Below are 25,594 nucleotides of genomic sequence, written 5' to 3'. Positions count from 1 at the left end.
CTGAAGCGACCCCGGTGCTTGCGTCCCACCGAAGGGACCGTGACCCCCTCAGGACCCTTCCGAAAGGGCTATTCATGACTGCCCGAATTCGTGCGCTCGTCGTCTCCGCCGCTGCCGTGGCCACCATTTCCGGCGTGCCCGGGGAATCGATTCAGGCGGCCGCGGCACCGCCTTCCCCCACCGTTCCGCCCGCTGCTCTCTTACCTCCGGAGACCGTCCCGCACACGTCCGCGCGCGACGGTTTCGACCTGACCTCGGCACTGTCCACCTCAGACCACAAGGAGAGCCGGATCGACGTCGGCGGCTGCGAGGACGTCGTCCACGGCAGGCTGGTCGGCGACAACGCCGCCGGCCAGGGTTTCCAGTCCGCCGTGCCCGGCGGCCAGGTGTCCGAACTGGTCGCCCGTATGACGAACCCGCCCGATCTGGCGGCGTGGGCCGCGCAGGCGGGGCGGTGCCCGAAGGTGACGGTCGACGACGCGGCCGGTACCGCGCTGTCGACCGTCACCGTCCACCCCGCACCCATCGTTCCGGGCGCGAAAACCCTTTCGTACGAACAACTCCTGACGCTGCCCGGACAGCCCCCCGAGCTGCCCGGACTGCGTCTGCGCACCGTCGCCATCGTCGCCGACGACGTCTTGGTCGTGCTTCGTGACGCCGGGACGACCGGCCTCGACCTCGACGCCCTGGCCGTCGCCGCCTGGCAGCACGCCGCCGGACCGCTCGGCCGCTGATCCCCGTACGACCCCCGCCTGAACCCCCGAGGAGAAGCCATGTCCCTGGCCCCCGAAAACCTGCCCGCCACGGCCGGCCCCACCCTCCCCGCCTGCCTCCGGCATTGGGCGGACACCGACGGCGACCGGCCCGCGCTGACCTTCGCCGACTTTTCGACCGATCGCGCCGGGCGACGGCGGACCCTGACCTGGAAGCAGCTCCGGGAGCGCGTCGACGCCGTCGCGGGGGCGCTGCCTGTCCGGCCCGGTGACCGGGTGGCCGTGCTGTGCCCGCAGAGCGCCGACTACGTGGTCGCCTTCCTCAGCGCGATCACCGCCGGCGCGATCGCCGTGCCGCTGTTCGATCCCGGACTGCCCGGCCACGCCGGACGGCTCGCCGCGGTGCTGACCGACTGCTCTCCCACCGCGGTCGTCACCACCGCCGCGGCCGAGGACGCGGTCCGCGAGTTCCTGGCCGGACTGCCCGGCGGCGAGCGCGTCGCCGTCGTCGCGGCCGACAAGCCCGCCGAAGGTCCTGCCCGCGCGTGGCCCGCCCCGGACCCGGTGCCGGACGACGTGGCGTACCTGCAGTACACCTCCGGTTCGACCCGCAGCCCGGCCGGAGTGGTGCTGACCCACGCGAACGTGCTGGCCAACGTCCGCCAGGCGGTGCACGGACTCGGCATCGACCCGGCGACGGGCACCACGGTCTCGTGGCTGCCGCTGTTCCACGACATGGGTCTCGTGCTCGGCCTCATCACCCCGCTGGCGATGGGCATGCGGTCGGCGCTGATGGATCCGCTGGCGTTCATCGAGCGCCCGGTGCGCTGGCTGGAACTGCTCGGCGACTTCGACGGAAGCTGGAGCGCCGCCCCGAACTTCGCGTTCCACTACGCCGCGAGCCGGGTACGCGAGGAAGACCGCGCCAAGCTCCGCCTCGACCGCGTCGCCGCGATCGTCAACGGCGCGGAGCCGATCAACCCCGACGTCCTCGACCGCTTCCACACCACCTTCGCCGATTCCGGCTACCTGCCGGAGAAGACGCGCCCCTCGTACGGGCTGGCCGAGGCGACGGTCTTCGTCACCACCGGCACCGGTGTACCGCCGCGCGTCACCACGTTCGACCGCGTCGCGCTGGGAGCGGGGACGGCGCGACAGGCCGACGACGGGCTCCGGCTGGTCGCCTGCGGTGTCCCGGTGGGTCAGCAGGTCGCGCTGGTCGACCCGGAAACCGGCGTCGCGCTGGCAGACGGCTCGGTCGGCGAGATCTGGGTCCACGGGCCCAACGTCGGTACCGGCTACTGGCAGAAACCCTTGGAGAGCACCGAGACCTTCGGCGCCCGGCTGACCGGCGACCACGACGGGCTCCCGGCAGGGCCTTGGTTGCGCACCGGAGACCTCGGCGTCCGCTACGAAGGCGAGGTCTACATCGCGGGCCGGATCAAGGATCTGCTGATCGTCGACGGCCGCAACCACTACCCGCAGGACGTCGAAGCGACGGCGGCCGCGGCCGACCGTGACATCCGTCCGGGCAGTGTCGCCGCGTTCGCCATCGAAGGCTCCGACACGGAAGCCGCGGTCGTCGTCGCCGAACACCGCGGTCACACCGCACTGACCACGGAGGACGAACGAGCCCTCGCCGTGTCGATCCGGCGGCTGGTTTCCGACGCGCACGGCCTCGCGCTGCGCGACGTCGTCCTCGTCCCGGCGGGCCTGGTCCCGCGGACCTCCAGCGGCAAGATCGCGCGTAGCGCCTGCCGCGACCGTTACCTCGCCGGCGACTACGGAAAGGCCTTGGCGCGATGAGAAACCCGTCGTTCGACACCCCCGCGCTCCGCCGCTGGCTGCTCGACACGGTCGCCGAGCACACCGGCGTGGAAGCGACCCGGCTCGAAGCCGACCGCCCGCTCAGCGACTACGGCCTGTCCTCCCGTCAGGCCGTCGGTATCGCCGCCGATCTCGAAGACCTGCTCGGCACCCCGCTCCCGGCCACCCTGCTGTGGGAGAGCCCGACCATCGACCACCTCGCCCGGTCCCTCACCGGCGGCGCCGAACCGGAGCCGGAACCGGTGGGCACGGACCGCCGCCAGACCGATCCGGTCGCCGTCGTCGGCCTCGGCTGCCGCTGGCCGGGGGCGAACGGCCTCGACGAGTTCTGGGACCTGCTGCGCAGCGGACGGGACGCCGTCCGGACCGCGCCGCCGGGCCGGTGGAACGCCGATGCGGCGCCGATCGTCGGCGGCTTCCTCGACGACGTGGCCGGTTTCGACGCCGAACACTTCGGCATCACCCCGCGTGAGGCGTCCACAATGGACCCACAGCAGCGGATGCTGCTGGAGGTCGCCTGGGCGGCTCTGGAGCACGCCGGGATCGCCCCGATCTCCTTGCGCGGCAGCCGGACCGGCGTGTTCACCGGCATCTCCACCCACGACTACGGGCACCTCACGATGTCCGGCGGCGACGTGGACCTGTGGACCGCCACCGGCGCGGCCGGGAGCATCTCGGCCAACCGGCTGTCCTACGTCTACGACCTGCGCGGACCGAGTATGGCGGTGGACACCGCGTGCTCGTCTTCGCTGGTCGCGGTGCATCACGCGGTGCGCGCGCTGCGCGACGGCGAGGCGGATCTGGCCTTGGCGGGCGGGGTGAACCTCATGCTGCTGCCCGGGCCGACGGCCGCGTTCGCCGCGGCGGGCCTGCTCGCCGGGGACGGCCGGTGCAAGACGTTCGCCGCGGGCGCCGACGGCATCGCGCGCGCCGAAGGCTGCGGCGTCGTCGTGCTCAAACGGCTGGCGGACGCCGAGTACGACGGCGACCGGGTGCTGGCGGTGATCCGCTCCACCGCGGTCAACTCCGACGGCCGGTCACAGGGCATGGCGGCGCCGAACCCCGTCGCCCAGCAGGACATGCTGCGCACGGCGTACCACGGCGCCCGGCTCGATCCGTCCACCGTGGACTACATCGAGGCGCACGGCACCGGCACGTTGCTGGGCGACCCGATCGAGGCTCGCTCGCTCGGCGCGGTTCTCGGCAAGGACCGCCCGGCCGACGCCCCGCTGCTGATCGGCTCGGTGAAGACGAACATCGCGCACGCGGAGGCGGCCGCGGGGATCGCCGGGCTGATCAAGGTCGTACTCGCGATGACCCGTGACGAACTGCCGCCCCAGCTGCACTTCGCCGCGCCCAACCCGCACATCCCCTTCGACGACCTGCGCTTGAAGGTGGTGACCGAACCGACGCCCTGGCCACGCCGGTCCGGCCGCGCGACGGCGGGGGTGTCCGCGTTCGGCTTCGGCGGGACCAACGCGCACGTCGTCCTCGAACAGGCCCCGGCGGCGGACCCGGCACCGGAGCGCGCGGACGTCCGGATCGGTCTGCTGTCCGCCCGCACCCACGACAGGCTCACCGAACGCGCGACGCAACTGGCGAGCTGGCTGGAATCCACACCGTCACCTTCCCTCGCCGACGTCACCCACACCCTGTTCCGGCGAGACAACGGCGGACCGCACCGTGCCGCCGTCGTCGCCGGGGACACCGCCGAGCTGGCGGTCCTGCTGCGAGCCGTCGGTGCCGGTGCCGATCCGCTGCCCGCGGGCGCGGTCACCGGCACCACCCTGGGCACCGACGGCCCGGTGTTCGTCTTCTCCGGCCACGGCTCCCAATGGCCGGGGATGGGCAGGGGGCTGCTGGCCGCCGAACCCGCCTTCGCCGCCCAGGTCGACAAGCTCCACGACCTGTTCACCGAGCACACCGGCCGCTCGCTGCGCGCCTTGCTCACCACCGAGGATCCCTTGTCCCTGCCCGAAACCCAGACGGCGATCTTCGGGACGCAGATCGCGCTGGCCGCCCAGTGGGAAGCACTCGGCGTCCGGCCCGCGGCCGTCGTCGGGCACTCCCTCGGCTCCGCGGCGGCCGCCGTGGTGAGCGGCGTGCTCACCCCGGACGAAGCCGTCCATCTGGTCGCGACCCGGGCCCGGCTCCTGGGCACCATCGAGCCGGGCGGCGCGATGGCGGCGGTGGAGCTGGCGCCGGAGGAACTGGAGCTGTACCCGGACATCGAACTCGCCGTCGAATCCGCGCCGGGTCAGCTGACCGTGGCCGGGGACGCGACCGTGCTCGACCTGCTCGTCGCGGAACTCGAGGCCGCCGGGCTGACAGCGCGACGGCTGCCTGTCGAGGTCGCCGGGCACTCCGCCCGCGTCGACCCGGTGCTGCCCGCGCTCCGGGAAGCGCTCGTCGAACTGGGCGGCCGCCGCCCGGCGGTGCCTTGGTACGACACGGTTCTCGCCGATCCACGGGAGCTGCCCGACTTCGACGCCGGGTACTGGGCCACGCACCTGCGCCGTCCGGTGCGATTCCGGCAAGCCGTGGCGGCCGCCGCCGCGGACGGGCACCGCGTCTTCCTCGAGGTGTCACCGCATCCGATCCTGCGGGGTTCGGTCGCACGGACGCTCGCGGCCGAGGGGATCCACGACGCCGTCGTCACCGGGACGCTGCGCCGGGGTCAGGATGAGGTCCGCGCGCTGGGCGCCGCCGCGGCCGAGCTGTACTGCGCGGGTACGCGGATCACCACCGCCGCTCCGGACGACGGCGCCCGGCTGGTCGACGTCCCGCCGATGCCGTGGCGGCATGAACGGCACTGGTACACCACCGCCGAGGAGCCGCCGTCGTTCGCGGCGCGCGTCCCGGAGCCCGAACCGGCGAAGAGCAGCGGCGGTGACCGGCTGACCGAGATCGTCGCCGCCGTCATGGGACTGCGTCCCGACCGCATCGACATCGACGTCCCGCTGGTGGACCTCGGGCTGGATTCCCTGATGGCGAACCGGATCCGGGAGGCCGTCCGCCGGGAGTTCGGCACCGAGCCCGACACTGCCGACGTGCTCCGGGGCGCCACCCTCGCCGATCTGAACCGCGACCTAGCGCCCCGCGAAAACGAGGATCCGCTCCCCTCGCCCGGCAGGGCTTGGGACGCGGCCGACCGGCTGGTGCTGCGTCTGTGGCAGGAGCACACCGGCGCCGACGCGGGCGCCACGCACGTCCGGCTGACCGAGACCGCCACACCGGACAGGCTGGCCGAACTGCTCGCCGAAGGGCTCAGCACCGAACTCGACACGCCTGTCGACGCCGCCGAACTCCGCCGGCACGACTCCCTCGCGGCCATCGCCGACGTCGCCCGCGCCGTCCTCGACACGCGGGAGGAACAGGGTCCGGTGCACGTTCTCGCCCCAGGTGAGACAGGGGTCGCGCCGCTGCTGCTGTTCCACCCGGGCGGCAGCACCTGCACCGTGTACCGGCCGTTGCTGGACCGGCTGCCCACCGCGGTGCCGTGCGTCGGGTTCGAACGCGTTCCCGGAGTCAGCATCGAGGAACGCGTCGAACACCTCTTGCCGCTGGTCCGGGCACAGCGCCGCGACCGGCCGTACCGGCTGGCGGGCTGGTCTTTCGGCGGGGCGCTGGCCTACGGCGTCGCCGCGCGGCTCGCCGAGGAAGGCGAAGAGGTCGAGTTCGTCGCGCTGATCGACACCATGCTCCCGCTCCCCGAGCCGGACCTCGATCCGCGCGCGTCGTCCGCCAGGCGATTCCTCCGGTTCACCGGTTACGTCGAAGGGACCTACGGCCGCGAAGTCCGGCTCGGCCACGAGGAACTGGCGCCGCTGCCCGAGGAGGAACAGATCGAGCTGACCATGCGACGGGTCGCCGACGCGGGCTTGCTCAGCCCCGGCGTGCTCCGGCATCAGCGTCAGTCCTTTTTGGACACGCTGGCGGCCGAACGCGCCACGCCACGCCGTTACGAAGGCAGGGTCGTGCTGTACCGGGCTGTCGAACAGTACGAGGCCGGGCTGGCGATGGAACCGCGGTACTCGCGCACGGATCTCGCGGCGGGCTGGGCGGAGTTGTGCCCGGGACTGGAGATCGTGCCGGTCGAGGCACATCACCTGTCGGTCGTCGACCCGCCTCACGTCGATGTCGTGGCGTGGCATCTGGCCGGGCTCCTGTGACCACGGCCCGGGCCGAGCGAGCGGTCGACCGCGCCTGGCCGCTCTTGGCGGTGCTCGGCGCCGGGCTCTTCCTCGTGGCTGTCGACGCGACGGTGCTGCATGTCGCGTTGCCCGACCTCGTCCGGCAGTTGCGGCCGGGCGCGGCGGCCCAGGTGTGGATCGTGGCGATCTATCCGCTGACCGCCGCGCCGCTGCTGCTGCCGTTCGGCACCCTCGGCGACCGGTACGGACGGCGACGCGTGCTGGTCAGCGGGTACGTCGTGTTCGGGATCGCGTCGCTCGGCTGCGCGTTCGCGCCGAACGTGCCGGTACTGCTGGGTTTCCGCGCGCTGCTCGGCTGCGGCGGCGCGATGATCATGCCGGTGACGATGTCGCTGCTCCGGGAACTCTTCCCCGAGCAGCGGCATCGCCGCACGGCGATCGCGGTGTGCAGCGGGATCGCGGGGACCGGCTCGGTGTTCGGGCCGATCCTCGGCGGGGTGCTCGTCGAGACGTGGGGCTGGCGGGCGACGTTCCTGCTGAACCCGCCGGTGATCCTCGCCGCGGTCGTGCTGGCCCTGCGGTGGCTCCCCCGGAGCCCGCCGGGGCGGCGGCCGTGGGACGCGCTCAGCGCCGCCCTCGCGGCGGGCGGTGTCCTCGGGATCGCTTTCGCCGTTGGGCACCCGGGGTCCTGGCTGCCTGCCGTCGCTTCGGGCACGATCGGAAGTGTGCTCATCGGACTGTTCCTGCGCCGCCAGCGCCGGACCGATCCGCCGCTGCTGGACCTCACCCTGTTCCGGCTGCCCGGTGTGCGGGCCGCGGTGGGCGGGGTGCTGCTGGTGATGAGCACGCTGGTCGGGCTCGGCCTGCTGTTCGCCCAGTACCTGCAAGTGGTGCTCGGTCTGTCCCCGACCGCGGCGGCGGCCCGGCTGCTCCTGGTGCTGGGCGCGTCGGCCGTCGGCAGCGTGGTCACCCCTTCCCTGCTGGGACGGTTCGGCAACGCGCGGGTCCGCACGGCCGGGTTCGCGGTAGCGGCGGTGTCGTTGCTGGTCCCGGCGGCGGGGTCGGCGGCGCTGACGTCGCCGGTGCTCCTCGGTGTCGGGCTGACGGGACTGGGGCTGGGGATGGCCCTCGCGCTCACGTCGAGCACCGACACTCTGCTTTCGGCGACGTCAGCCGACCAGGCGGGCGGCGCCGCGGCGGTGGAGAAGACCGGCTACGAACTGGGCGCCGGTTTCGGGACGACGGTGTTCGGTTCCCTGGCCGCCGCCGTGTACGCGGGTCACCTGGCCGTCCCGGCCGCGTTGCCCGAAGCGGCCCGGCGACTCGCCCTGTCGGGCCCCGCTCAAGCTGAAGCGGCTACCGCGGGTCTTTCGTCGCGTTTAGTCGGCGAAGTGCTCGATGCCGCTCGGGCCGCCTGCACGACCGGGCTCCAGGTGTCGGCGGCCGTCGCCTGCGGGTTCTTCGTCCTGGCCGTGCTTTTCTCCGGAGTTCACCGACAACGCGTCGGCTGACCTTGCCCGAGCGCAGGTTCACGAGCTCAGGCGGGCCTCCTCGGTGAACTGCCCGGCGTACTCCCCCGTCGGCGGGATCTCCTGGATCACGTCGATCAGCACGCCGTTGGGGTCCGCGACGATGAAGTGCCGCTGCCCGAATTCCTCGCTGCGCAAGGAAAGCGCCTCGGGCAGACCCGCCTCTTCGACGAGCCGCTGGTGCTCGGCGTCGACATCTTCGACCTCGAAGTTCAGCAACAGCCCTTGCACGGGTTTTCCGAACCCGGCGGGAATGGTTTCGTGCCCGGGGGCGAGGATCGCGAGCTCCCACTCGTCGCGTTTGAGGCTGACGTACCAGTCGGCCTCGAACGTGAGCTCGAAGCCGAAGTGGCCGCGGTAGAAGTCCCGCGTCTCGGCGATCTTCTCGGTCATGAGAACAGGATAGAAGCTGGTCAGACGCATGATGCCCCTTGTCTCGCGAACAATACCGACCGTCGGTTTGTTTCTTCGAAGTTAGCCAACCGACGGTCGGTATGTCAAGATTCCGGACATGAGCCGCACGAAGCAGCAGCAGCGCGAGGAGACGATGGAGGCCCTGACAGCCACCGCCCGGCGGCTGTTCGCCGAACACGGGTACGGCAAGGTCGGGCTGGAGACCATCGCGCAGACCGCGGGCGTGAGCAAAGGCGCGCTCTACCACCACTTCAGCAGCAAGGCGGAACTGTTCCGGCACGTACTCGGCGTCGTGCAGCACGGCGTCGGGGAGCAGATCGCGCGGGCCGCGGACGCCGCGCCCGACTCATGGACAGGACTGCTGGCGGGATGCCGTGCTTTCCTCGCCGCGGCGACCGATCCGGAAACCCAGCAGGTCATGCTGCTGGACGGTCCGGCCGTGGTCGGCTGGCAGGACTGGCGCGAACTCGACGCCGAGTCCTCCGCCCGGCACCTCGCCGAAGCACTGACCGGACTGATGACCGAGGGCGTTCTGACGAAGCGCCCAGTCGAACCGTTGGTACGCCTGCTTTCCGGCGCGATGAACGAGGCCGCCGTCTGGCTGGCCCACTCCCCCGACCCCCAAGCCGACCTCGCCGCGACCATGGACACGCTCACACCGATGATCGAGGCGTTGCGCTAAGGGTCCGGCAAGTCGGTGGCAAAACGCGAAAAAGCCCCACGCTTGCCGGATGGGGCCTTTACTGCGGTGGGCGATACTGGGATCGAACCAGTGACCTCTTCGGTGTGAACGAAGCGCTCTCCCCCTGAGCTAATCGCCCGCTGTACGAACCACGGCTCACTGGGGAAGTGAACCTGGTGCGCGATACTGGGATTGAACCAGTGACCTCTTCCGTGTCAGGGAAGCGCTCTCCCGCTGAGCTAAACGCGCGTTATGGTGTTGTTCGTACTGGCGATAGCTTAGCGGACCCTGTTCCGGGCTCGCACAGGGGTTCCCCTTCCCCGCGGAAGCCCAGGCGGCTCAGGGTTTCGGCAGCCGCGAGGCGATCGAGCCGGCGATCTCCTTCGCCCGGTCGCAGGGGCTTCCGCTTCCCTCACGCGCGAGCAACCGGACGGCGACGTGTTCGGCCTCGCGATCCGAGAGCGCGCGGTGCTGCCAGGTCACGGCGCAGTTCGAGCCGCCGAACTCCCGGACGTCGCCGGTGATGCCGCTCCCGAGGTCGACAGGCGAACCCTCGGGCACGTATGCGCCCCGCCGCAACTCGACGGTCAGCGTGTCCCCGCCGCCCACCCACTCGCAGATCCGCAACGTCCGCGGCGCGGGCTGCGTGTTGGGCATGTTCTTGGTGAGCACAGCCGGATCGCCGACCGTGCACGGGTCGAGCGGGAGGATGCTGACCGGCTCGCCGGGGCGGTCGACCTCGTGCGTGCGCAGCCGGGTGAGGGCGGCGGTCAGCATGTCGTCGGCGGCCTTGCAGGGATCGCCCTTCTTGCCGGGGTGGGAGACGACGACGCCGAGCCGCCGGTCCGCCGGCAACTGGGCGACCGAGTCGCATCCGCCGCTGATCGTGCTGCGCAGCAACGGAAGTCCTTCGGCGGTGCGGTCGGTCCGTTCGAGACTGCTGGCGGTCACGCCTTCGCCGAGCCGGAGTTCGAAGGTGACACCCTTGAGGCCGGTGTATTTACAGCGGGCCGGGTAGTAGCTCGAGTCCACGTCCGCCTTCAGGGTGCCGAACTCCGGCACGAACCGGCCGGCGAGCACCTTGCACGGGTCCACCAGGCGCAGGCGTTCCGGGCTGAGCGCCTCGGTCGCCGCCAGCGACGTCGTTCCCGGGCTTTCGGGTTTGGCGTAGTCGGCGATGGAGAGGCCGAGCGCGACGATCCCGGAGACCACGAGCAGGACGACGGCGGCGAGCGAACCGAACAGGATCTTCTTCGTCCGCGGCGCCATCTTCTTGGGCGGCGGCCGCCAGATCGGCAGCGGCAGGGCCAGTACCGAGCGCACCTCGGCGTCCTGCCGCTGGATCCGGGCGTGCACGGCGGGTGGCCAGGGCGCCACGCCCGGCGGCACCGGGCCGAGGAAGTCCAGGATCTGTTCCGGGGTCGGCCTCCGCGCGGGGTCCTTGGCCAGGCAGGGTTCGGCGAGCCGCCGGATCTCGTCCGGGACGCCGCTCAAGTCCGCGGCGGCGTGCACGACGTTATACAGCGTCTGGGGTGCGGTCGGCCCGGTGAACGGGCCGCGGCCGGTCGCCGCCATGACCAGGATCGCGCCGAGGGAGAACACGTCACTCGCGCCGGTGACCTGCCCGCTGCCCGCCTGTTCGGGGGACATGAACGCGGGCGAACCGATGATCGCGCCCGTCCCGGTGAGTTCCTGCGCCTCCTCCGCCACCCGCGCGATGCCGAAGTCGATCACCCTGGGTCCGTCACTCGTCAGGATGATGTTGCTGGGCTTGAGATCCCGGTGGATCAGCCCGGCACGGTGGATCTCGGTCAACGCGGCGGCGAGCCCGGACGCCAGCAGGCGCACCGACTCGACGGGCAGGGGGCCGGCACCGTCCACCGCCTCCTTCAGGGACGGTCCGGTGACGAAGACCGAGGCGAGCCACGGGGTTTCCGCTTCCGCGTCGGCGTCCATGACCGCCGCGGTGTAGGCGCCGGAGACCAGCCGCGAGGTGGCGACCTCGCGGCGGAACCGCTCGCGGAAGCGCGGGTCGTGGGCGAACTGGGCGTGCAGCTGCTTGACCGCGACGAGCCTGCCGTCCGGGGCCAGGCCGAGCACGACCCGGCCCATGCCGCCTTCACCGATTTCGGCGATGATCCGGTACGGGCCGATCTGCCGGGGTTCGCCGGGGTTCAACGGTTTCACTGATCAGCCCTAGGGTTTCGGAAGTTTCTGCAGCAGTTCCCCAGCGAAGCCCTTCGCCTTCTCGCAGGCTTCGTCGGCGGTCATCTTCGTACCACTGGTGCCGATGGTCAGCTCGACGTTCTCCCCGTCGCGGTCGCTGACGGACCGGTGCTGCCAGGTCAGGGAGCAGCTGGAGCGGGCGACGCCGTCGTCCTTCTTCGCCAGGTACACCTTGGCCCCGCCGAGTTCCAGGGTGGCCGTCCCCGTGTAGTACGAGTCCTTCGACTGGACCGGCGGGTAGGCCCGCACGAGACTCAGCCGGACACTGCCCGCCGCGTCGTACCGGCATTGATGCAGATGTTCGCGGATCGTTTCGACGACCGGGCCGATCAGCCGGTCCGCGGTCGCGGGGCCGACCAGCGCGCATGGGTCCAATGGGGCCAGCGTGCCCGCCGTGAGCTCGCGATCGTGGCCACCGGCCCGGATCCGCTTGACGGCGTCGGCGAGCGCCGCCTTCACCACCGAGCACGCCTCGTCCTTTGTGGACATCGAGTTCACGTCGGCGCTGAGTTTCGTAGTCGGCAGGCCGGTGACCGGGACGGCGACCGCGCACGAGTCGCCGGAGCCCTTGATCCGCAGCGGAAGCCCTTCCAGCTCACCTCCCGCTTCACCTTCGACCAGGTCGCCACCGACCTCCAGCTCCAGCCACTTGCCCGCAGGTGAGGAGTACGTGCACGAATCGAAATGCATGTCGATCTCCGTGCTCAGCTTGCCGAAGCCGGGCACGTCACGCCCTTCGAGCACCTTGCACAGGTCGACCTTGCGCAGGCTGTCCGGGCCGAGCGGATCCGGGTTGACCGGGGTGGTCACCGGCACGTCCGGTACCGCCGGCGCGCTCGGCGCGGCGACAGCCGGAGGCGGGTCGTCCCCGGTCAGCGACACAGCGGCGACGACGCCGCCGACGAGCAGCACCACGGCGGCCGCGGCGAGTCCCGCGTACAGGCCACGACGGGATCGCTTCGGCGGAGGCGGGTTCAACAGCCGCCCGACCTCGGCCTGCTGCGCCTCGATGAGGTGCGAGACCACCGGCGGCCACGGACTGGTCATCGGCGGGATCGGGCCCAGCCGCTCCAGCACCCAGGCCGGGGACGGCCGCTCCGCCGGGTTCTTCGCCAGGCAGGGCTCGACGATCTGCCGGAGTTCCGGTGCCAGCTGCCGCAGGTCGGGCTGGACGTGCACGACGTTGTAGAGAGTGTGCGGAGTGGACGTCCCGGTGAAGGGGTTCGACCCGGTCGCTGCCATCACCAGCAGCGCGCCGAACGAGAACATGTCGCTCGCCGGGGTCAGCGGCTTGCCCTCGGCCTGCTCCGGCGACATGAACCCGGGCGAACCGATCACAGCGCCGGTGTGCGTGAGTTCGGAGTCGCCTTCGACGGCTCGGGCGATCCCGAAGTCGATCACGCGGGGGCCGTCACCGGCGAGGATGACGTTGCTCGGCTTCAGGTCCCGGTGGATCAGCCCGGCGCGGTGGATGTCGCCCAGCGCCAGCGCGAGTCCCGCGGCGAGATGCCAGACCGCCATCGGAGGCAGTGGCCCGCCCGCCGAGACCGCCTCGGACAGCGCCGGTCCCGGCACGAACACCGAGGCCAACCACGGTGTCGGCGCGTTCGGATCGGCGTCCATGACCGGCGCGGTGTAGGCGCCGGACACCAGGCGTGACGTCTCGACCTCGCGGCGGAACCGCTCGCGGAAGCCGGGGTCGTGCGCGAAACCCGGGTGGACCTGCTTGATCGCGACCAGGCGCCCGTCGGACGAGATCCCGAGCAGCACGCGGCCCATCCCGCCCTCGCCGAGCGCGGCGAACACCCGGTAGCGCCCCACGCCGGTGGGTTCGCCGGTGTTCAACGGCTTCACGAAAGGCCCCCTTGTCCGGGGCCGATGGTACAAAACCACCCGGAAGTGTCACCCAGTGCGTCGGTCCGACCGGCCGAAGTCCTTCAGGCGGAGGCTGTTGGACACGACGAGCACGGAGGACAGCGACATCGCGGCCCCGGCGATCAACGGGTTCAGCAGGCCGAACGCGGCCAGCGGGATCGCGGCGACGTTGTAGCCGAACGCCCAGGCCAGGTTCCCCCGGATGATCCGCAGGGTGCGATCGGCGAGCCGGATGGCGTCGGGGACCACGCGCAGGTCTTCGCGGACCAGCACGATGTCGGCCGAGCGCAGCGCGATGTCGCTGCCCTGGGCCATCGCCATGCCGAGATCCGCGGTGGCCAGCGCCGGACCGTCGTTGATCCCGTCGCCGACCATCGCGACCCGCGCTCCCCCGGCCCGCAGTTCCTCGATGACCTGGGCTTTCTCCGCGGGAAGGACGCCCGCGCGCACGTCGGAGACGCCGATCTCGTCCGCGACAGCCCGGGCGGCGGCCCCGTTGTCACCGGTCAGCAGCACGGTCCGCAGTCCGAGCGCGTGCAGGGCGTCGACGGCGGCCCGTGCCGACGGCTTCACGACGTCCCGGATCACCAGGTGCCCGGCGACCCGGCCGTCGATCGCGGCCAGGATCACCGTCGCGCCCTCGTGCTCGGCCTCCGCCAGCGCGTCCACGACGTCGGCGGGGACGGCGACCTGCTGCCCGGTCAGCAGGCGGATGTTCCCGACGAGGACCTCGTGGTCGTCGACCCTGCCGCGCGCGCCGAGTCCCGGCAGCGCGGCGAAGTCCTCGACCGGCGGCAGCTCCGGGAGTTCGGCGCGGGCCGCGGTCACGACGGCGGCCGCGATCGCGTGTTCGGAACCGGCCTCGACGGCCCCGGCGAAGCGCAGCACCTCCGCGGCGACGAATCCGTAGGCGGGGCGGCACCCGGTCACCGTCATCTTCCCAGTGGTCACGGTGCCGGTCTTGTCCAGCACCACGGTGTCCACCGTGCGGCTCGCCTCGAGCGCGTCGGGTCCCTTGATGAGGATGCCCAGCTGAGCGCCGCGGCCGACCCCGGCCATCAGCGCTGTCGGCGTCGCCAGCCCGAGCGCGCACGGACAGGCGATGATGAGGACGGCGACAGCCGCCGCGAAACCGTCACGAACGGGCGCGCCGCCGAGCAGCCACACCACGAGCGTCAGCACGGCCACCCCGAGGACGGCGGGGACGAACACCGCGCAGATCCGGTCGACCAGCCGTTGCACGGCGGCCTTGCGGGCCTGCGCGCGTTCCGCCAGCGCGGTCATCTGGGCCAGCTGCGTATGCGCGCCGACCGCGGTCGCGCGGACGACCAGCCTGCCGTCGCGGTTCACCGAAGCACCGATGACCCGGTCGCCCGCACCGGCTTCCGAGGGCACCGGCTCGCCGGTCACCGCGCTGACATCCACAGTGGACAGTCCACTGTCGACGACCCCGTCCGCGGCGATCGACTCCCCCGGCTTCACCACGAACAGGTCGCCGACGGCGAGCTCACCGATCGGGACCATCCGCTCGGTTCCGTCCCGCAGCACCCGGACGTCCTTGGCGGCCAAGGCGTCCAGCGCCGCCAGGAGTCCAGCGGCGCCGCGCCGGGACCGGCTTTCGAAGTACCGGCCCGCCAGCAGGAAGGTGGTCACCCCGGCGGCGACGTCGAGGTAGATCGCGTCCGCTCCGGCCGCAGTCGGACCGAAGCCGATCCAGTACCCGGGTTCGGCGCCGCCCGCGATGGCGGACCACGCCGACCACGCGAAGGACGAGAGCACTCCCAGCGATACCAGCGTGTCCATACTGGACGAACGGTGGCGGAGATTCCGCAGCGTGGCCCGGTGGAACGGCAGCGCCGACCAGAACACCACCGGCACGGCCAAGACCAGGCACAGCAGCTCCCAGCCGGGGAACCGCAGCCGCGGCACCAGGGCGAGGGTGATCGAGAGGTTCCCCAGCGGGATCGCCAGCAGAGCGGCGACCACCAGTCGCCGGCGGAGATCGCGGACCCGCTCGAAACCGGTGTCCGGATCCTCTTCCCCGCGGATCTCCGCCGTGTAGCCGGATTTGCGGACCCGCTCGATGAGCACGTCGTCGGCCAGCGCTTCGGGCACCTGCACGGTGGCGCGCTCGGTCGCGTAGTTCACCGACGCGCGGACACCGTCCAGTTTGTTCAGTGTGCGTTCCACCCGCGCCGAACAAGCGGCGCAGGTCATCCCCGACACGGTCAGTTCCACCGTGCGGACGGCGGCCTCCGGCGCGGAAATCGTCATTTCGTGGCACTCCCAGGATTCACCAGTGGTTCCTTGGTGGTGGAACAGGTGTCCCGAGTGGTGTCGCGAGGCAGATTACCGCCGCCGGGAACCGAACCCTTCGGCGGCCCGACTACTGCTTCGGTGGTGAGAACAGGTGTCACACGAGTCGGAGCACTAGCGTGGCGTCAGGGTGAGATCGAAGGTGTTGCCGTCGCCCTGCACGAAAGTGCTCAGATACGGCGTGAACGCGCCACAGCCGGTCAACGGTGCCAGCGCGTAGGTGCCGGTGAGCGCGCCGCCGGAAGCCATCGTGAAGCCGTCGCCGGTGCGCAGTTCCGCCGTCGACGGGGCCGAGGTCTTGCAGCCCGGCCCGCTGCTGACGGGCATGCCGACGAGCGTGACAAGCGGGAGGACGGTGGTGAACCGGGGCCGCGCGACGAAACCCGTCCCGGCGAGGTCACCGCCCTGCGGTCCGTCGGCGACGAACTCCAGATCGGCCGCGCCCGGCACGAAGCCGAACAGCCGGAACTCGGCGTGCGCCTTGTCGAACACCGGGCCGCCGCTGAACACCGTGGCCGCGGTGGGGCTCAGGTCGAAAGCGCCGGTCAGCGGCGCGGTGGCACCGAGCGCCTTGACGCCGGTCTTCCCGGCGACGGCGTACCGGTGTCCCGCCGGCTTGTCACCGAGGTCGAAGGAGAGCAGGACCGCGTCTTGACCGGGGTCGAGCGTGCAGTCCGAGGTGAACGAGCCGATTCCCGTGAACGAGCCGTCGGCCTTTTTCGGGGTCAGCCGCGTGGTGAAATCGCCGACGGTCAGGGTGGTCTTGCCCGGCTTCGCCAGCGTCACCGTCGGCACGGCGCCCTTGGCCACCGTGCTGAACGGGCCGGACGGCGGAAGATCGGTTTTGGCGACGTCCAGCGGGATGCGCACAGGGAAGGGCTTCGCGTCACCGTTGACCAGCGTCACGCCCGCCGCCGCGGTGCCTTCGATGGTGCTGGCGCCGACGAGGTTGAGCCCGCGCGCCGCCTTGTCCGGCACGGTCACCGTGATCGTCAGCCCGGAGGTGCTGAGCGTGCCACCGGGCGCGGTCGGGACCGCGAAGTCGGCCTTGATGTTCACGTCGAGTTTCTGCAACCCGATCAGGGGAAACGGGCAGGTGAACGACAGTTTCTTGTCCACGGGGGTCCCCGCCGCCGCGCTGCGGACGGCGACGAACAGCAGGCTGCCGGCGGTGAGCAGGACGATGAGGCCCGCCGCGAGCAGCATCCGGACGTTGATGCGAAGGGGCATGGTCGCCTTCCTGGTCGGCACTGAAACGGCACCGGTCCCCGCCGCGAGCTTGCGACGGGGACCGGCTTGCCGACTACTTCTTGGTGAGGTTCAGATCGAGCGTGTTGCCGTCGCTCTTGGCGAACGCACTGATGAAATCGTTCAGCTGACCGCAGTTCTGCAGCGCCGACAGCGAGTAGGTACCCGACAGCTTCCCGCCCTTGAGCAGGTCGAAGTCCGGACCGGTGGTCATCTCGCTGGTGGACGGGCTGACCGTGCCGCACTTCGGGTCACTGCTGATCGGGATCCCGAAGACCTGCACGCTCGGCAGGAGCACGTTGAACTTGATGTGCGCCTTGAAACCGGTGCCGACGAGCTCACCGGTCTGCTTGCCGACCTGTTCGACCTTGATCTCCGAACGACCGTCGACGAACCCGAACAGCTTGAACTGGGTGGACGACGGGTCGAGCTTCAGGTCGCCGGTGAACGTCTTGGACGCCAGGTCGACGTCCGCGTCGAAGCCACCGTTGATCGCCGCGGTGCTGCCGAGCGACTTCAGCGCGGTCTGACCCTTGATGCCGAACGAGTACTTGATCCCGCCGCCACCGGGGGTGGTGGTGGGCGTGGTCGGAGTCGTCGGCGTGGTCGGGGTCGTGGGGGTCGTCGGCGTGGTCGGGGTGGTGGGTGTGGTCGGCGTGGTGGTGCCGCCCCCGCCGTCACCGATCTTGATCGTGGCCAGGGTGTTGCTCTGGCCCGGATCCTGCGTGCACGGCGCGTCGATCGTGCCGTCCGGCGTGATGCCGGTGACCGAACCGTCGGCCTTGCGCGGAGTGACCTTCAGCTGCAGGTCACCCACGGTGATCTTCGCCTCGCCGGGCTGGTTGAAGGTCAGCGAGGGGGTCTTGCCCGCCGCGTTGACCGTCATCTCGCCCGAGGTGGGGATGTTCTGCTTGGCGATGTCGTTGGGGACCTTGACCGGGAGGTTGAGCCCCGGTGCCGCCACGGTCGCCGCCGCGATGGCCTGGCCTTCCAGCGTGGTCGCACCGATCAGGTTGAGCCCGCTGACCGTGTCCGCGTTGATCGTGGAGATGGCCTTGATGTCGAACGTCCCGGTCGGCTGACCGGTCTTGACCGACAGCGGAAGATCGGTGTTGATCACCACCTTCAGCGACTGCGACCCCACGAGCGGGAGGTTGCAGTGGTAGTTGAGCGAGAGCGAAATCGGATCGGCGACACTGTTCTGTGCCCCGACCACGAGTACCGCGGTGGCAAGCCCCACGGCACCGGCAGCGGCGGCGGCGACCGCCTTCTTGGTTCCTCTACGGTGACTCACTATCGTCCTTCCGTGGTATCAACGATGATACGAAACGGCGTACGATTCCCCAGAGCAATGAATATCGGCTCGAGAGAATTCTCCGGGTAGCGACGATGTCTGACGGATCGCAACCGAACAGTAAACTAACGACGCGTCCGTACCGCTATCAAGTGCTTACCCGGAAAAGTTGACGTGGTCCCGGTAAATTGTCACCCTGGCGCGGTACGTCCACCCTGTTCCTAGTAGCGGCACATGGGTTTCCCCAGCACAGAGCCACTTGAGACCCTCAGCGGAACCGCTGACGCAGGTGACAATCGCCGTGCGCGAAACTATCTCGCGCATGCCAATCGCCTTTTTCCGGCCCGCGCCCGCCTTGCCTGCCGGAATCTTTCGTGAGTAACCTCGCGGTTCAGCAAGCCGGTCACCGCCGACCACCGCGAAATTCCGCTCCTCGTGCCACGGCCGGCCTTCTTTCGCCGAATTCGACGGGGAAACCATGAAAAGAATGCGCCGCACGGCAGCGCGAATCGCGTTCGCCACCGTCTCCGCGACCGCCGCCGCGGTCCTGCTGGGCGCCTGCGGGTCCGACAAGCCCGCCGACACCGGACGGCACGCCGACCCGGCCGCGCTCGCCTGGGTGGACAAGGTGTGCTCCGGTGTCGCGACAGGCTCGGCGAAGCTGTCCCAGCCGCCTGCCTTCGACCCCGCCAACCCCCAGGGGACGAAGACCGCCATGGTGGGCTTCCTGAATTCGCTCACCGCCGCACTCGACGACATGGCCGGCGGGATCCGGAACGCAGGCGTGCCGCCCGTCCCGGATGGACAGTCCGCTGTGGACAAGGCCACCACCACGCTCGGCGAGACCAAGTCGAAGGTGTCCGCCACCCTGACGAAGATGCAGGACTCGAAGGTCACCGACCAGGCGAGCCTGCAGAAGGTGGTCGCCGACGCCGACAGCACGATGAGCGGGCTGAGCGAGCCGGAAGGCCCGATCAAGCCCCTGCGCGCCAACCCGGAACTGAACCTCGCGTTCGCCGAATCCACGACCTGCCGTCAGGTCTACGGCGGCAACGCCTGATTGCCGACAGCAGTGAGGCGAAGCGTCGTGAATGGTACGGACGGTTCTATTGAGGGGTAAGGCAAACGTGGCGTGGTCGTGGGCGGGCCGGCGGTGGGTGAAGGCGTGACTCGCGTGATCAGGCACGTGACTCGCGTGATTGGGCACGTGACTCGCGTGTGCGGCGTCCGATCACGCGAGTCACGTCTCCAAACACACGAAATCCGTGCCTGAACACGCGAGTGCGGTGTCACGCCACCCAGGTCACCACCTCACCCGACAGGATCACGACCAGTGTCGGGCACCGACAGTGAGCCTCCCCAACGCCGCACCAGGGACACCCGCCACACGACACCTTTGCCCTACGCCCAAATAACCCGAAACGCCACTCACGACTCACCTGAGCACCGTCTCACCGCCGCCGACCACGCACACCTTCCTCGACCGTCCCCTCGGGGTACGTCATCCCATCCCGCTCTCTGGAGGCCCGGCCGTGCCGATCTCGTTCCCCCGACCGTCCCGCCGGCTGCTCGCCGCGGCGGTGGCCGTCGTCCTGTCCGCCGGTCTGCTGACCGCGCTGAGCGGAAGCCCGGCGAACTCCGCCACCCAGGCGGCTTCCGACGACTCGTTCTACACCCCGCCGTCCCCGCTCCCGGCGGGCAAGCCGGGCGACATCATCCGCTCCCGTGTCTCGAAAGCCGGGCCGCGTAAGGATTCCGTCAACGCCTGGCAGGTGATGTACCTGTCGACCGACGCCCTCGGGCGGCCGGACGCGGTGACCGGGACCGTGCTGGTGCCGAAGAACGCCGATCCGGCGAAGGCGCCCATCGTCTCGTTCGCGGCGGGCACGCATGGCCCGGCGTTCGACTGCACGCCGTCGAAGATGATCGACATCGGCGCGTTCTACGAGCAGTCCGGCCTCGACGACGCGCTCGACGCCGGATTCGCCGTCGCGCTCACCGACTACGAGGGCTACCTGCAGGATCCGAAGACGACGTACGTGGTCGGGCGTTCGGAAGGCCCCGCGGTGATCGACGCGGTCCGCGCCGCGCAACGCCTGCCGGAAGCGAAACTGTCCGCCGACGCCAAGGTGGCCTTCCGCGGCTACTCCCAGGGTGGCGGGGCCGCCGCCTGGGCCGGTGAACTGCAGCCCACCTACGCGCCGGAGCTGAATCTCGTCGGCGTCGCCGCCGGCGGTGTACCCGCCGACCTCGTCCAGGTCACCCTGCAACTCGACGGGAAAGCGGGTTTCGGCGTCTTCGCCTACGCCCTCGTCGGCCTGGACAACGCCTACCCCGAGCTGAAGCTGGACTCCTTCCTCAGCGACAACGGCCGCGTGAAGCTGGCGGAGATGCGGAAGAGCGCGTGCACGTTCGAACTGCTCACCACCTACGCGAACCAGAAGATCGCCGACTACACGACCAGCGCCGGCTATGTGCGGCCGGAATGGGTGAAGCGGCTCAACGAGAACAAGCTCGGCGGTACACCCCCCAAGGTCCCGGTGTTCCTCTACCACGCCACCCAGGACCAGCTCGTGCAGTTCGCCCAGGCCGACGCGCTGCACAAGGCCTACTGCGCCGCCGGGGTCAAGACCACCTGGAAGACCTTCGACACGGACCACATCACGGCGGTCTACACCGGCAACGCCGACGTCCTGGCCTTCCTCAAGGACCGGGTCGCGGGCGTCCCGGCGACGTCGAACTGCTGAGCCCGCGGTGCTCAGAACCGCCCCCGAGTCCTTTGTGGACGAAGCGGCATCCGGCGGTGCGCGGACCGGGAAGCGGCGTGAGCTGCTCCGGTTCGCCACCGTCGGCCTCGCCGCGTTCGGCCTCACCCTCGGGACCAACTACGGGCTGAAACTCACTGTCCTGCAGGAGAAACCGGTCACGGCGCTGGCCATCGCGACAGTCGTGGCGACAGCCTTCTCGTACCTGCTTTCCCGGCGCTGGGCGTTCCACACGCGCGGCGGCAGGCGCCGTCTCCACGAGGCGACACTCTTCTTCGCCGTCAACGCGATCGCCGTGACGATCAACCTGTGCCCACCGCTGATCTCGCGCTACGTCCTGCGGCTCGAAGTCCCCGAGGTCAGCTTCCTGGCACAGGAGATCGCCGACTTCGTCAGCGGGATACTGCTGGGCACCGCGGCCGGTTCGGCGTTCCGCTGGTGGGGCTACCGGCGCTGGGTGTTCCCCGTCGCCGGAGCCCGTCAGACGTCCGCGGGGCGCAGCCGTTCCGCACGCAGCGCCAGCTCGATCCGCAGCCGCTGATCCGGATCGTCCAGCCGTTCGCCGAACAACTCCGTGAGCCGCCGCAGGCGAGCCCGCACCGTCTGTGGGTGCACGGCGAGGTGCCGGGCGATCTCGGGCGCGCTCCCCCGCGTCTGCACCTGCGTGAGCAGGGTCGCCGACAGCTCGTCGTGCTGCCGCGGCGCCAGCCCGGACAACGGTTCCAGCGCCTCTCCGGCCAGCTGGTCCAGCAGGAACTCGTCGGCGAGCAACAGCAGCGTGGTGAGGTGCTCCTCGCACCACAGCACCGGCCCGACCGTGGTGATCATCCCGCGCCGGGCCAGCTCGGACGCGCGGCGCGCGATCCGGAACGACTCGGCGGCCTGCTCCGTCGGGACGGCCACCCCGACCGTCGCCGACCAGCCGGAAGGCAGCTCCCGCAGGCCGTCGAGGTCGGCTTCGGGACAGGCCACCAGCGCCCCTGGCGCGTCGGAGACGAGATCCGCGGGCACCGCCGCGGGCAGCAGTCCCGACGGGAACGCGGGCGCGCCTGGCTCCGCGGTGAAGACGACGGCGGTGATGCGCTGCGGGATCCGCCAGCCGATGGCGACGGCGAGCGCGCCGGCGTCGGCCTGGGTGTACCCGGCGCCGCCTGCCAGCAGCCGGAACAACCGGGCCCGCTGTTCCGCCGGGCCCGTCGACTCGGCCTGCGCGGCGTTGTATCCGTCGGTCAGTGCCATCGTCACCTCGACGACGTCACCGAACAGGCACTCCGCCGCGCCGTAGAGGACGTCGCCCGACAGCTGGAGCTGACGCCCCGCCGCGGCGATCGAACGCCACAGCACCCGGCTCGAGACCCGGAACGCGGCCTGCGCGGCCTCGCGGCTGAGTCCTTGGTGGAACGCCGTCCGGCCCTGCGCGCGGAAGTCCGCCAGCAGATCGTTCTGCAATAGTTCGGGGACGCCGACCCTGTCGATGGCGCGTTCGATGCTGCGCCTGGTCAGCTCGACGGCCGCGGCACGGGCCTCGCCGTCGCCGAACACGTCGGCACATTCGGCGATTTCGGACACCACACCTTCGACGCAGTGCCGGGCGATCACCGGGATCCGCGGCCGGACGGCGTCGCCGAGTTCCCTCGGCAGGCGTGCCCACAACACGCCGACGGGCTGCCAGCTCACGTGTGCGTTCTCCCGCTGTGAAGTAGGCCGACGATTACGGGCACCCATTCCCTTTCGTCCGCGCGCCACCGGCGCACTCGAATGCACGGAGCGTAGAACCGGTGCCACATCCGTGTCAAAAGCCGCCACGCCGAAACGCCCGTCCGTGTCGCCGGCGCCGAGTATCGCGACTTTCCGTCGCCAATTCAACGTCACATTCGCGGTACGCACCGTCGGCCGATCGAGTAGAAACACTCCCGCACCCGTTCCGTCGATCCGACGCGGTTGTGCAAAGGGATTCATGTTTCCCGTCTCCGCTTCGAAGAAAATCAAAGGTGGTCTTCGTGGTCCAGTACCGCAGTTTCGGCATGCTGGCGACGCTGCCGCGTTCGCTCGGCGAAGAACTGCGTCCGTATACCGGGCACGCCGCGGCCGCCATGATCAAGCAGGTGCAGCGGTCGGTCGGCGCGTACTCGCAGCCGTTGCGCGGGGTCTTCGGCCGCGTCCTGGTCGTCTCCTGCGAGCGGGCCGTGCGGCACTACGTCGACTGCATCGGAGATCCGAACGTGCTCCACGACCGCTGGATCGACTTCTACCGCATGCGCGGCCGGATCGAGTTCACCGAGGGCCGGAGCCTGGAACCGTTGCACGACAGCGCGACCATCGGCGCGCGGACGGCGTGGCGGGCGATGCGGCCCATCGTGCGTGGGCTCGGCGTCGGACCCGGCGTGATCGCGCACGCGGCGGAGTCCGTCTTCGTCTACGTCGACGAACTGTGCGCCACGGCGATCGAGGGGTACCAGGAGGCGGAGGCCAAGGCGGCGGGCGCGATCCCGCTCCGGCGCCGGCGCCTGCTCGAACTGATCGCTCAGGCGCCGGAAGGGTCCGCCTGCAGTATCGCCAGCCTGGCCGACGGCGCCGGTTGGCGGGTCCCGGGGACCGCCGCCATGGTCGCCCTCCAGCGCGCTCCGGGAGCGCCCGGTTTCCCCGCCCATCTCCTGGACGACACCGTGCTGGCCGACCTCGACACCGCCGAGCCGTACCTGCTCACCGCGGATCCCGATGCCGATCTCGCGCCACTGAAGGGCGCGCTGGACGGCTGGCGCGTGGCCGTCTCCCCCGTCGTGCCGCTCACCGACGCCCCGGCCGCCCTCCGCACCGCCCGCCGCGCATTGCTGCTGACCAGCGAGGACGCACCCGGCCCGATCATCTGGTGCCAGGACCACCTCGCCACGCTGTGGCTGCTTGCCGAGGACTTCCTCGGTGCCGAGATGGCCAAGCGAAGCCTCGACCCGTTCACCTCGCTGAGCGAGAAACAACAGGAGAGGCTCAGCGAAACCCTGCTGGCCTGGCTGGAAACCCGCGGTGGAGCACCCGAGATCGCGCAACGGCTGGGAGTGCACCCCCAGACCGTGCGAAACCGCCTCCGGCAGCTGGAAGAACTGTTCGGCGACCGCCTCAGGGACGCCGACGACCGGCTGGGCATGCAGCTCGCGCTGCGCGCGCAGCGGCTTATGCGCGCCCACCGCCGCGACGAAGAGACGCCAGGGAACTGACGCGCCGGACCCGTCGCTCCGGTGGCCGTACGGTGGGAAGCACCCAGCGAAGACCGCGCCGGGTGCGCTTCGCCCTCGGCTGGTCGACGTGGAAGTCCGCCCGGCAGGCCATCGCTTTCCTCCCCTTGGTGACAGGTGTTTACCGACGCTTTCCTGAATACCGGGACGGTGGGAAAATGTCGATGCGGAATTGCCCGGCCTTCGCGGCTTTAGCATCCGAATCGGGGTCCGCCCCGGAATTCTTGTCACCCGGAGCCGTAATTGACGGACGTGTCCGGCGACACGCTGACGAACCCGGCGTTCTCCACGTTATTTTGACGCCTGACAACCGAAAGGCGGGACATGGCCCTCGAAGCGCGCACACTGACCCTGCACGGGCGGGAAATCCGGCTACGGGAATACCGTCCGTCCACAAAGGACGTCGCGGGTGAGCCGCTCGTGCTGCTGCACGGGATCTCGGGCAGCGGCGAGACCTGGGCCCCATTGCTGGACCACTTCGAGCGGACCGGGTTCGGACGCCGCGTCCTCGTCCCCGATCTTCCCGGCCACGGCGAGTCGGGAGCACCCCGGGCCGACTACGGCCTCGGCGCGATGGCCAGCGTGGTCCGCGACGTCCTCGCGCTCACCGGCAACCGGCACGCGACCATCGCCGGGCACTCCCTCGGCGGCGGGATCGCGATGCAGTTCGCCTACCAGTTCCCCGAGATGTGCGCCCGGCTGGTGCTCGTGGGCAGCGCCGGACTCGGCCCGCAGGTGACCCCGGTACTGCGCGCGACGGCGCTGCCGGGCGCCGCCGTGACACTCTCCCTCGCGGTCAACCCGGTCACCGTCGCGATCGCCCGCGGGCTCGCCGCGGCAGGCCGCTCCCTCGGCGGGACGCTCTCCCCCGAGACCCGGGAGCTGACCCGGCACCTTTCGTCACTGGCCGACTCGGGCAGGCGGCGGGCGTTCCTGTTCATCGCGCGCAGCCTGATCGACCTCCGGGGCCAGCGGGCGAGCGCTGTGGACAAGCTCTACCTCGCCAGGGAGGTGCCGACGCTCGTCGTCTGGGGCGCGCACGACCCGCTCATCCCGGTCGCGCACGGCCGGAAGACGGCCGAACTGCTGCCGGACAGCCGCTTGACGGTGTTCGAAAATGCGAAACACTTTCCACATGTGGCCGACCCGGCCCGGTTCGGCGGCGAGCTCGAACGCTTCCTCGCCGAGACCGAGCCCGCCAGGTTGAGCCTGGACGAGGTCGTCGAGGTGCTCATCCGCGCCGGCGAGGCGGCGGAGGCGCTCGAGAAGGCCCCGGAAAAGTTGTCACCCGAGCGCCATCTGAGGCCTGCCTAAGTGTCAC

General features: G+C 70.6%; 17 protein-coding genes and 2 tRNA genes. 10 read left to right on the top strand and 9 right to left on the bottom strand.

All coding sequences use genetic code 11. The features are described 5' to 3' along the window. Positions 1 to 74: 74 nt before the first annotated feature. From ACZ6YV_RS14160 to ACZ6YV_RS14145, 4 genes are read left to right on the top strand one after another with little or no spacing between them, the layout of a single operon-like run. Positions 75 to 734 (top strand): hypothetical protein, encoded by a 660-nt coding sequence (locus ACZ6YV_RS14160; protein WP_465509962.1) that lies wholly within the window; start codon positions 75 to 77, stop codon positions 732 to 734. Positions 735 to 773: 39 nt separating this feature from the next. Further along, complete coding sequence (locus ACZ6YV_RS14155) at positions 774 to 2,519, top strand: fatty acyl-AMP ligase (RefSeq protein WP_465509961.1); 1,746 nt, start codon at positions 774 to 776, stop codon at positions 2,517 to 2,519. Continuing rightward, positions 2,516 to 6,712, top strand: coding sequence for a beta-ketoacyl synthase N-terminal-like domain-containing protein (locus ACZ6YV_RS14150; protein ID WP_465509960.1), 4,197 nt, complete (start codon positions 2,516 to 2,518; stop codon positions 6,710 to 6,712). Before ACZ6YV_RS14155 ends, ACZ6YV_RS14150 begins: the two co-directional genes overlap by 4 nt. Next, entirely contained in the window at positions 6,709 to 8,205 is a 1,497-nt protein-coding gene (locus ACZ6YV_RS14145) for an MFS transporter (RefSeq protein ID WP_465509959.1), read from the top strand. The genes ACZ6YV_RS14150 and ACZ6YV_RS14145 overlap by 4 nt, the downstream gene beginning before the upstream one ends. Before the next feature lie 18 nt (positions 8,206 to 8,223). On the opposite strand, the gene ACZ6YV_RS14140 is transcribed toward ACZ6YV_RS14145, so the two are convergent. Then, entirely contained in the window at positions 8,224 to 8,616 is a 393-nt protein-coding gene (locus ACZ6YV_RS14140; protein ID WP_465509958.1) for a VOC family protein, read from the bottom strand. Between the two features lie 118 nt (positions 8,617 to 8,734). On the opposite strand from ACZ6YV_RS14140, the gene ACZ6YV_RS14135 reads away from it, so the two are divergent. Continuing rightward, positions 8,735 to 9,319 carry a TetR/AcrR family transcriptional regulator gene (locus ACZ6YV_RS14135; RefSeq protein ID WP_465509957.1) on the top strand — a complete coding sequence of 195 codons (585 nt, stop codon included), beginning with the start codon at positions 8,735 to 8,737 and terminating at the stop codon, positions 9,317 to 9,319. A 67-nt stretch (positions 9,320 to 9,386) separates the two neighbouring features. Here the strand turns inward: ACZ6YV_RS14135 and ACZ6YV_RS14130 are convergent. The 7 genes from ACZ6YV_RS14130 to ACZ6YV_RS14100 form a co-directional block, all read right to left on the bottom strand. Continuing rightward, positions 9,387 to 9,458: transfer RNA gene (locus tag ACZ6YV_RS14130), tRNA-Val, on the bottom strand. Between the two features lie 35 nt (positions 9,459 to 9,493). Beyond that, positions 9,494 to 9,568, bottom strand: a tRNA-Val gene (locus tag ACZ6YV_RS14125). 90 nt (positions 9,569 to 9,658) lie between these two features. Next, positions 9,659 to 11,506 carry a serine/threonine-protein kinase gene (locus ACZ6YV_RS14120; RefSeq protein ID WP_465509956.1) on the bottom strand — a complete coding sequence of 616 codons (1,848 nt, stop codon included), beginning with the start codon at positions 11,504 to 11,506 and terminating at the stop codon, positions 9,659 to 9,661. Positions 11,507 to 11,515: 9 nt separating this feature from the next. Further along, entirely contained in the window at positions 11,516 to 13,399 is a 1,884-nt protein-coding gene (locus tag ACZ6YV_RS14115; RefSeq protein ID WP_465509955.1) for a serine/threonine-protein kinase, read from the bottom strand. 48 nt (positions 13,400 to 13,447) lie between these two features. Further along, on the bottom strand, positions 13,448 to 15,694 hold the full coding sequence (locus tag ACZ6YV_RS14110) for a heavy metal translocating P-type ATPase (RefSeq protein ID WP_465509954.1): 2,247 nt from the start codon (positions 15,692 to 15,694) through the stop codon (positions 13,448 to 13,450). A gap of 156 nt (positions 15,695 to 15,850) precedes the next feature. Further along, complete coding sequence (locus tag ACZ6YV_RS14105) at positions 15,851 to 16,966, bottom strand: DUF6801 domain-containing protein (protein WP_465509953.1); 1,116 nt, start codon at positions 16,964 to 16,966, stop codon at positions 15,851 to 15,853. A gap of 73 nt (positions 16,967 to 17,039) precedes the next feature. Then, positions 17,040 to 18,278, bottom strand: a complete 1,239-nt coding sequence (locus ACZ6YV_RS14100; RefSeq protein ID WP_465509952.1) for a DUF6801 domain-containing protein — start codon at positions 18,276 to 18,278, stop codon at positions 17,040 to 17,042. Between the two features lie 487 nt (positions 18,279 to 18,765). Here ACZ6YV_RS14100 and ACZ6YV_RS14095 point away from each other — a divergent pair, with 487 nt between their 5' ends. From ACZ6YV_RS14095 to ACZ6YV_RS14085, 3 genes are all read left to right on the top strand, one after another. Next, positions 18,766 to 19,338, top strand: coding sequence for a hypothetical protein (locus ACZ6YV_RS14095; RefSeq protein WP_465509951.1), 573 nt, complete (start codon positions 18,766 to 18,768; stop codon positions 19,336 to 19,338). A 472-nt stretch (positions 19,339 to 19,810) separates the two neighbouring features. Beyond that, entirely contained in the window at positions 19,811 to 21,025 is a 1,215-nt protein-coding gene (locus tag ACZ6YV_RS14090) for a lipase family protein (RefSeq protein WP_465509950.1), read from the top strand. A gap of 7 nt (positions 21,026 to 21,032) precedes the next feature. Beyond that, a complete protein-coding gene (locus ACZ6YV_RS14085) occupies positions 21,033 to 21,584 on the top strand; it encodes a GtrA family protein (protein ID WP_465509949.1) in 552 nt (183 codons plus the stop codon). Here ACZ6YV_RS14085 and ACZ6YV_RS14080 read toward each other — a convergent pair. Beyond that, complete coding sequence (locus tag ACZ6YV_RS14080; protein WP_465509948.1) at positions 21,524 to 22,720, bottom strand: PucR-like N-terminal domain-containing protein; 1,197 nt, start codon at positions 22,718 to 22,720, stop codon at positions 21,524 to 21,526. The two genes, ACZ6YV_RS14085 and ACZ6YV_RS14080, sit on opposite strands and share 61 nt — an antisense overlap. Before the next feature lie 314 nt (positions 22,721 to 23,034). Between ACZ6YV_RS14080 and ACZ6YV_RS14075 the strand changes: the two genes are divergently transcribed. After that, positions 23,035 to 24,255, top strand: coding sequence for a PucR-like N-terminal domain-containing protein (locus ACZ6YV_RS14075; RefSeq protein ID WP_465509947.1), 1,221 nt, complete (start codon positions 23,035 to 23,037; stop codon positions 24,253 to 24,255). Positions 24,256 to 24,597: 342 nt separating this feature from the next. Further along, on the top strand, positions 24,598 to 25,587 hold the full coding sequence (locus tag ACZ6YV_RS14070) for an alpha/beta fold hydrolase (RefSeq protein WP_465509946.1): 990 nt from the start codon (positions 24,598 to 24,600) through the stop codon (positions 25,585 to 25,587). Positions 25,588 to 25,594 lie beyond the last annotated feature (7 nt).

The organism is Amycolatopsis sp. NPDC102522 (assembly GCF_055584485.1).
This window is presented reverse-complemented; position numbering and strand designations above follow the sequence as displayed.

Bases quoted from the DNA above. Each gene is read 5' to 3' on its own strand.
- ACZ6YV_RS14110 (WP_465509954.1), bottom strand. From the start codon at position 15,694: ATGACGATTTCCGCGCCGGAGGCCGCCGTCCGCACGGTGGAACTGACC.
- ACZ6YV_RS14160 (WP_465509962.1), top strand. From the start codon at position 75: ATGACTGCCCGAATTCGTGCGCTCGTCGTCTCCGCCGCTGCCGTGGCC.
- ACZ6YV_RS14155 (WP_465509961.1), top strand. From the start codon at position 774: ATGTCCCTGGCCCCCGAAAACCTGCCCGCCACGGCCGGCCCCACCCTC.
- ACZ6YV_RS14135 (WP_465509957.1), top strand. From the start codon at position 8,735: ATGAGCCGCACGAAGCAGCAGCAGCGCGAGGAGACGATGGAGGCCCTG.
- ACZ6YV_RS14070 (WP_465509946.1), top strand. From the start codon at position 24,598: ATGGCCCTCGAAGCGCGCACACTGACCCTGCACGGGCGGGAAATCCGG.
- ACZ6YV_RS14095 (WP_465509951.1), top strand. From the start codon at position 18,766: ATGCGCCGCACGGCAGCGCGAATCGCGTTCGCCACCGTCTCCGCGACC.
- ACZ6YV_RS14150 (WP_465509960.1), top strand. From the start codon at position 2,516: ATGAGAAACCCGTCGTTCGACACCCCCGCGCTCCGCCGCTGGCTGCTC.
- ACZ6YV_RS14105 (WP_465509953.1), bottom strand. From the start codon at position 16,966: ATGCCCCTTCGCATCAACGTCCGGATGCTGCTCGCGGCGGGCCTCATC.
- ACZ6YV_RS14140 (WP_465509958.1), bottom strand. From the start codon at position 8,616: ATGACCGAGAAGATCGCCGAGACGCGGGACTTCTACCGCGGCCACTTC.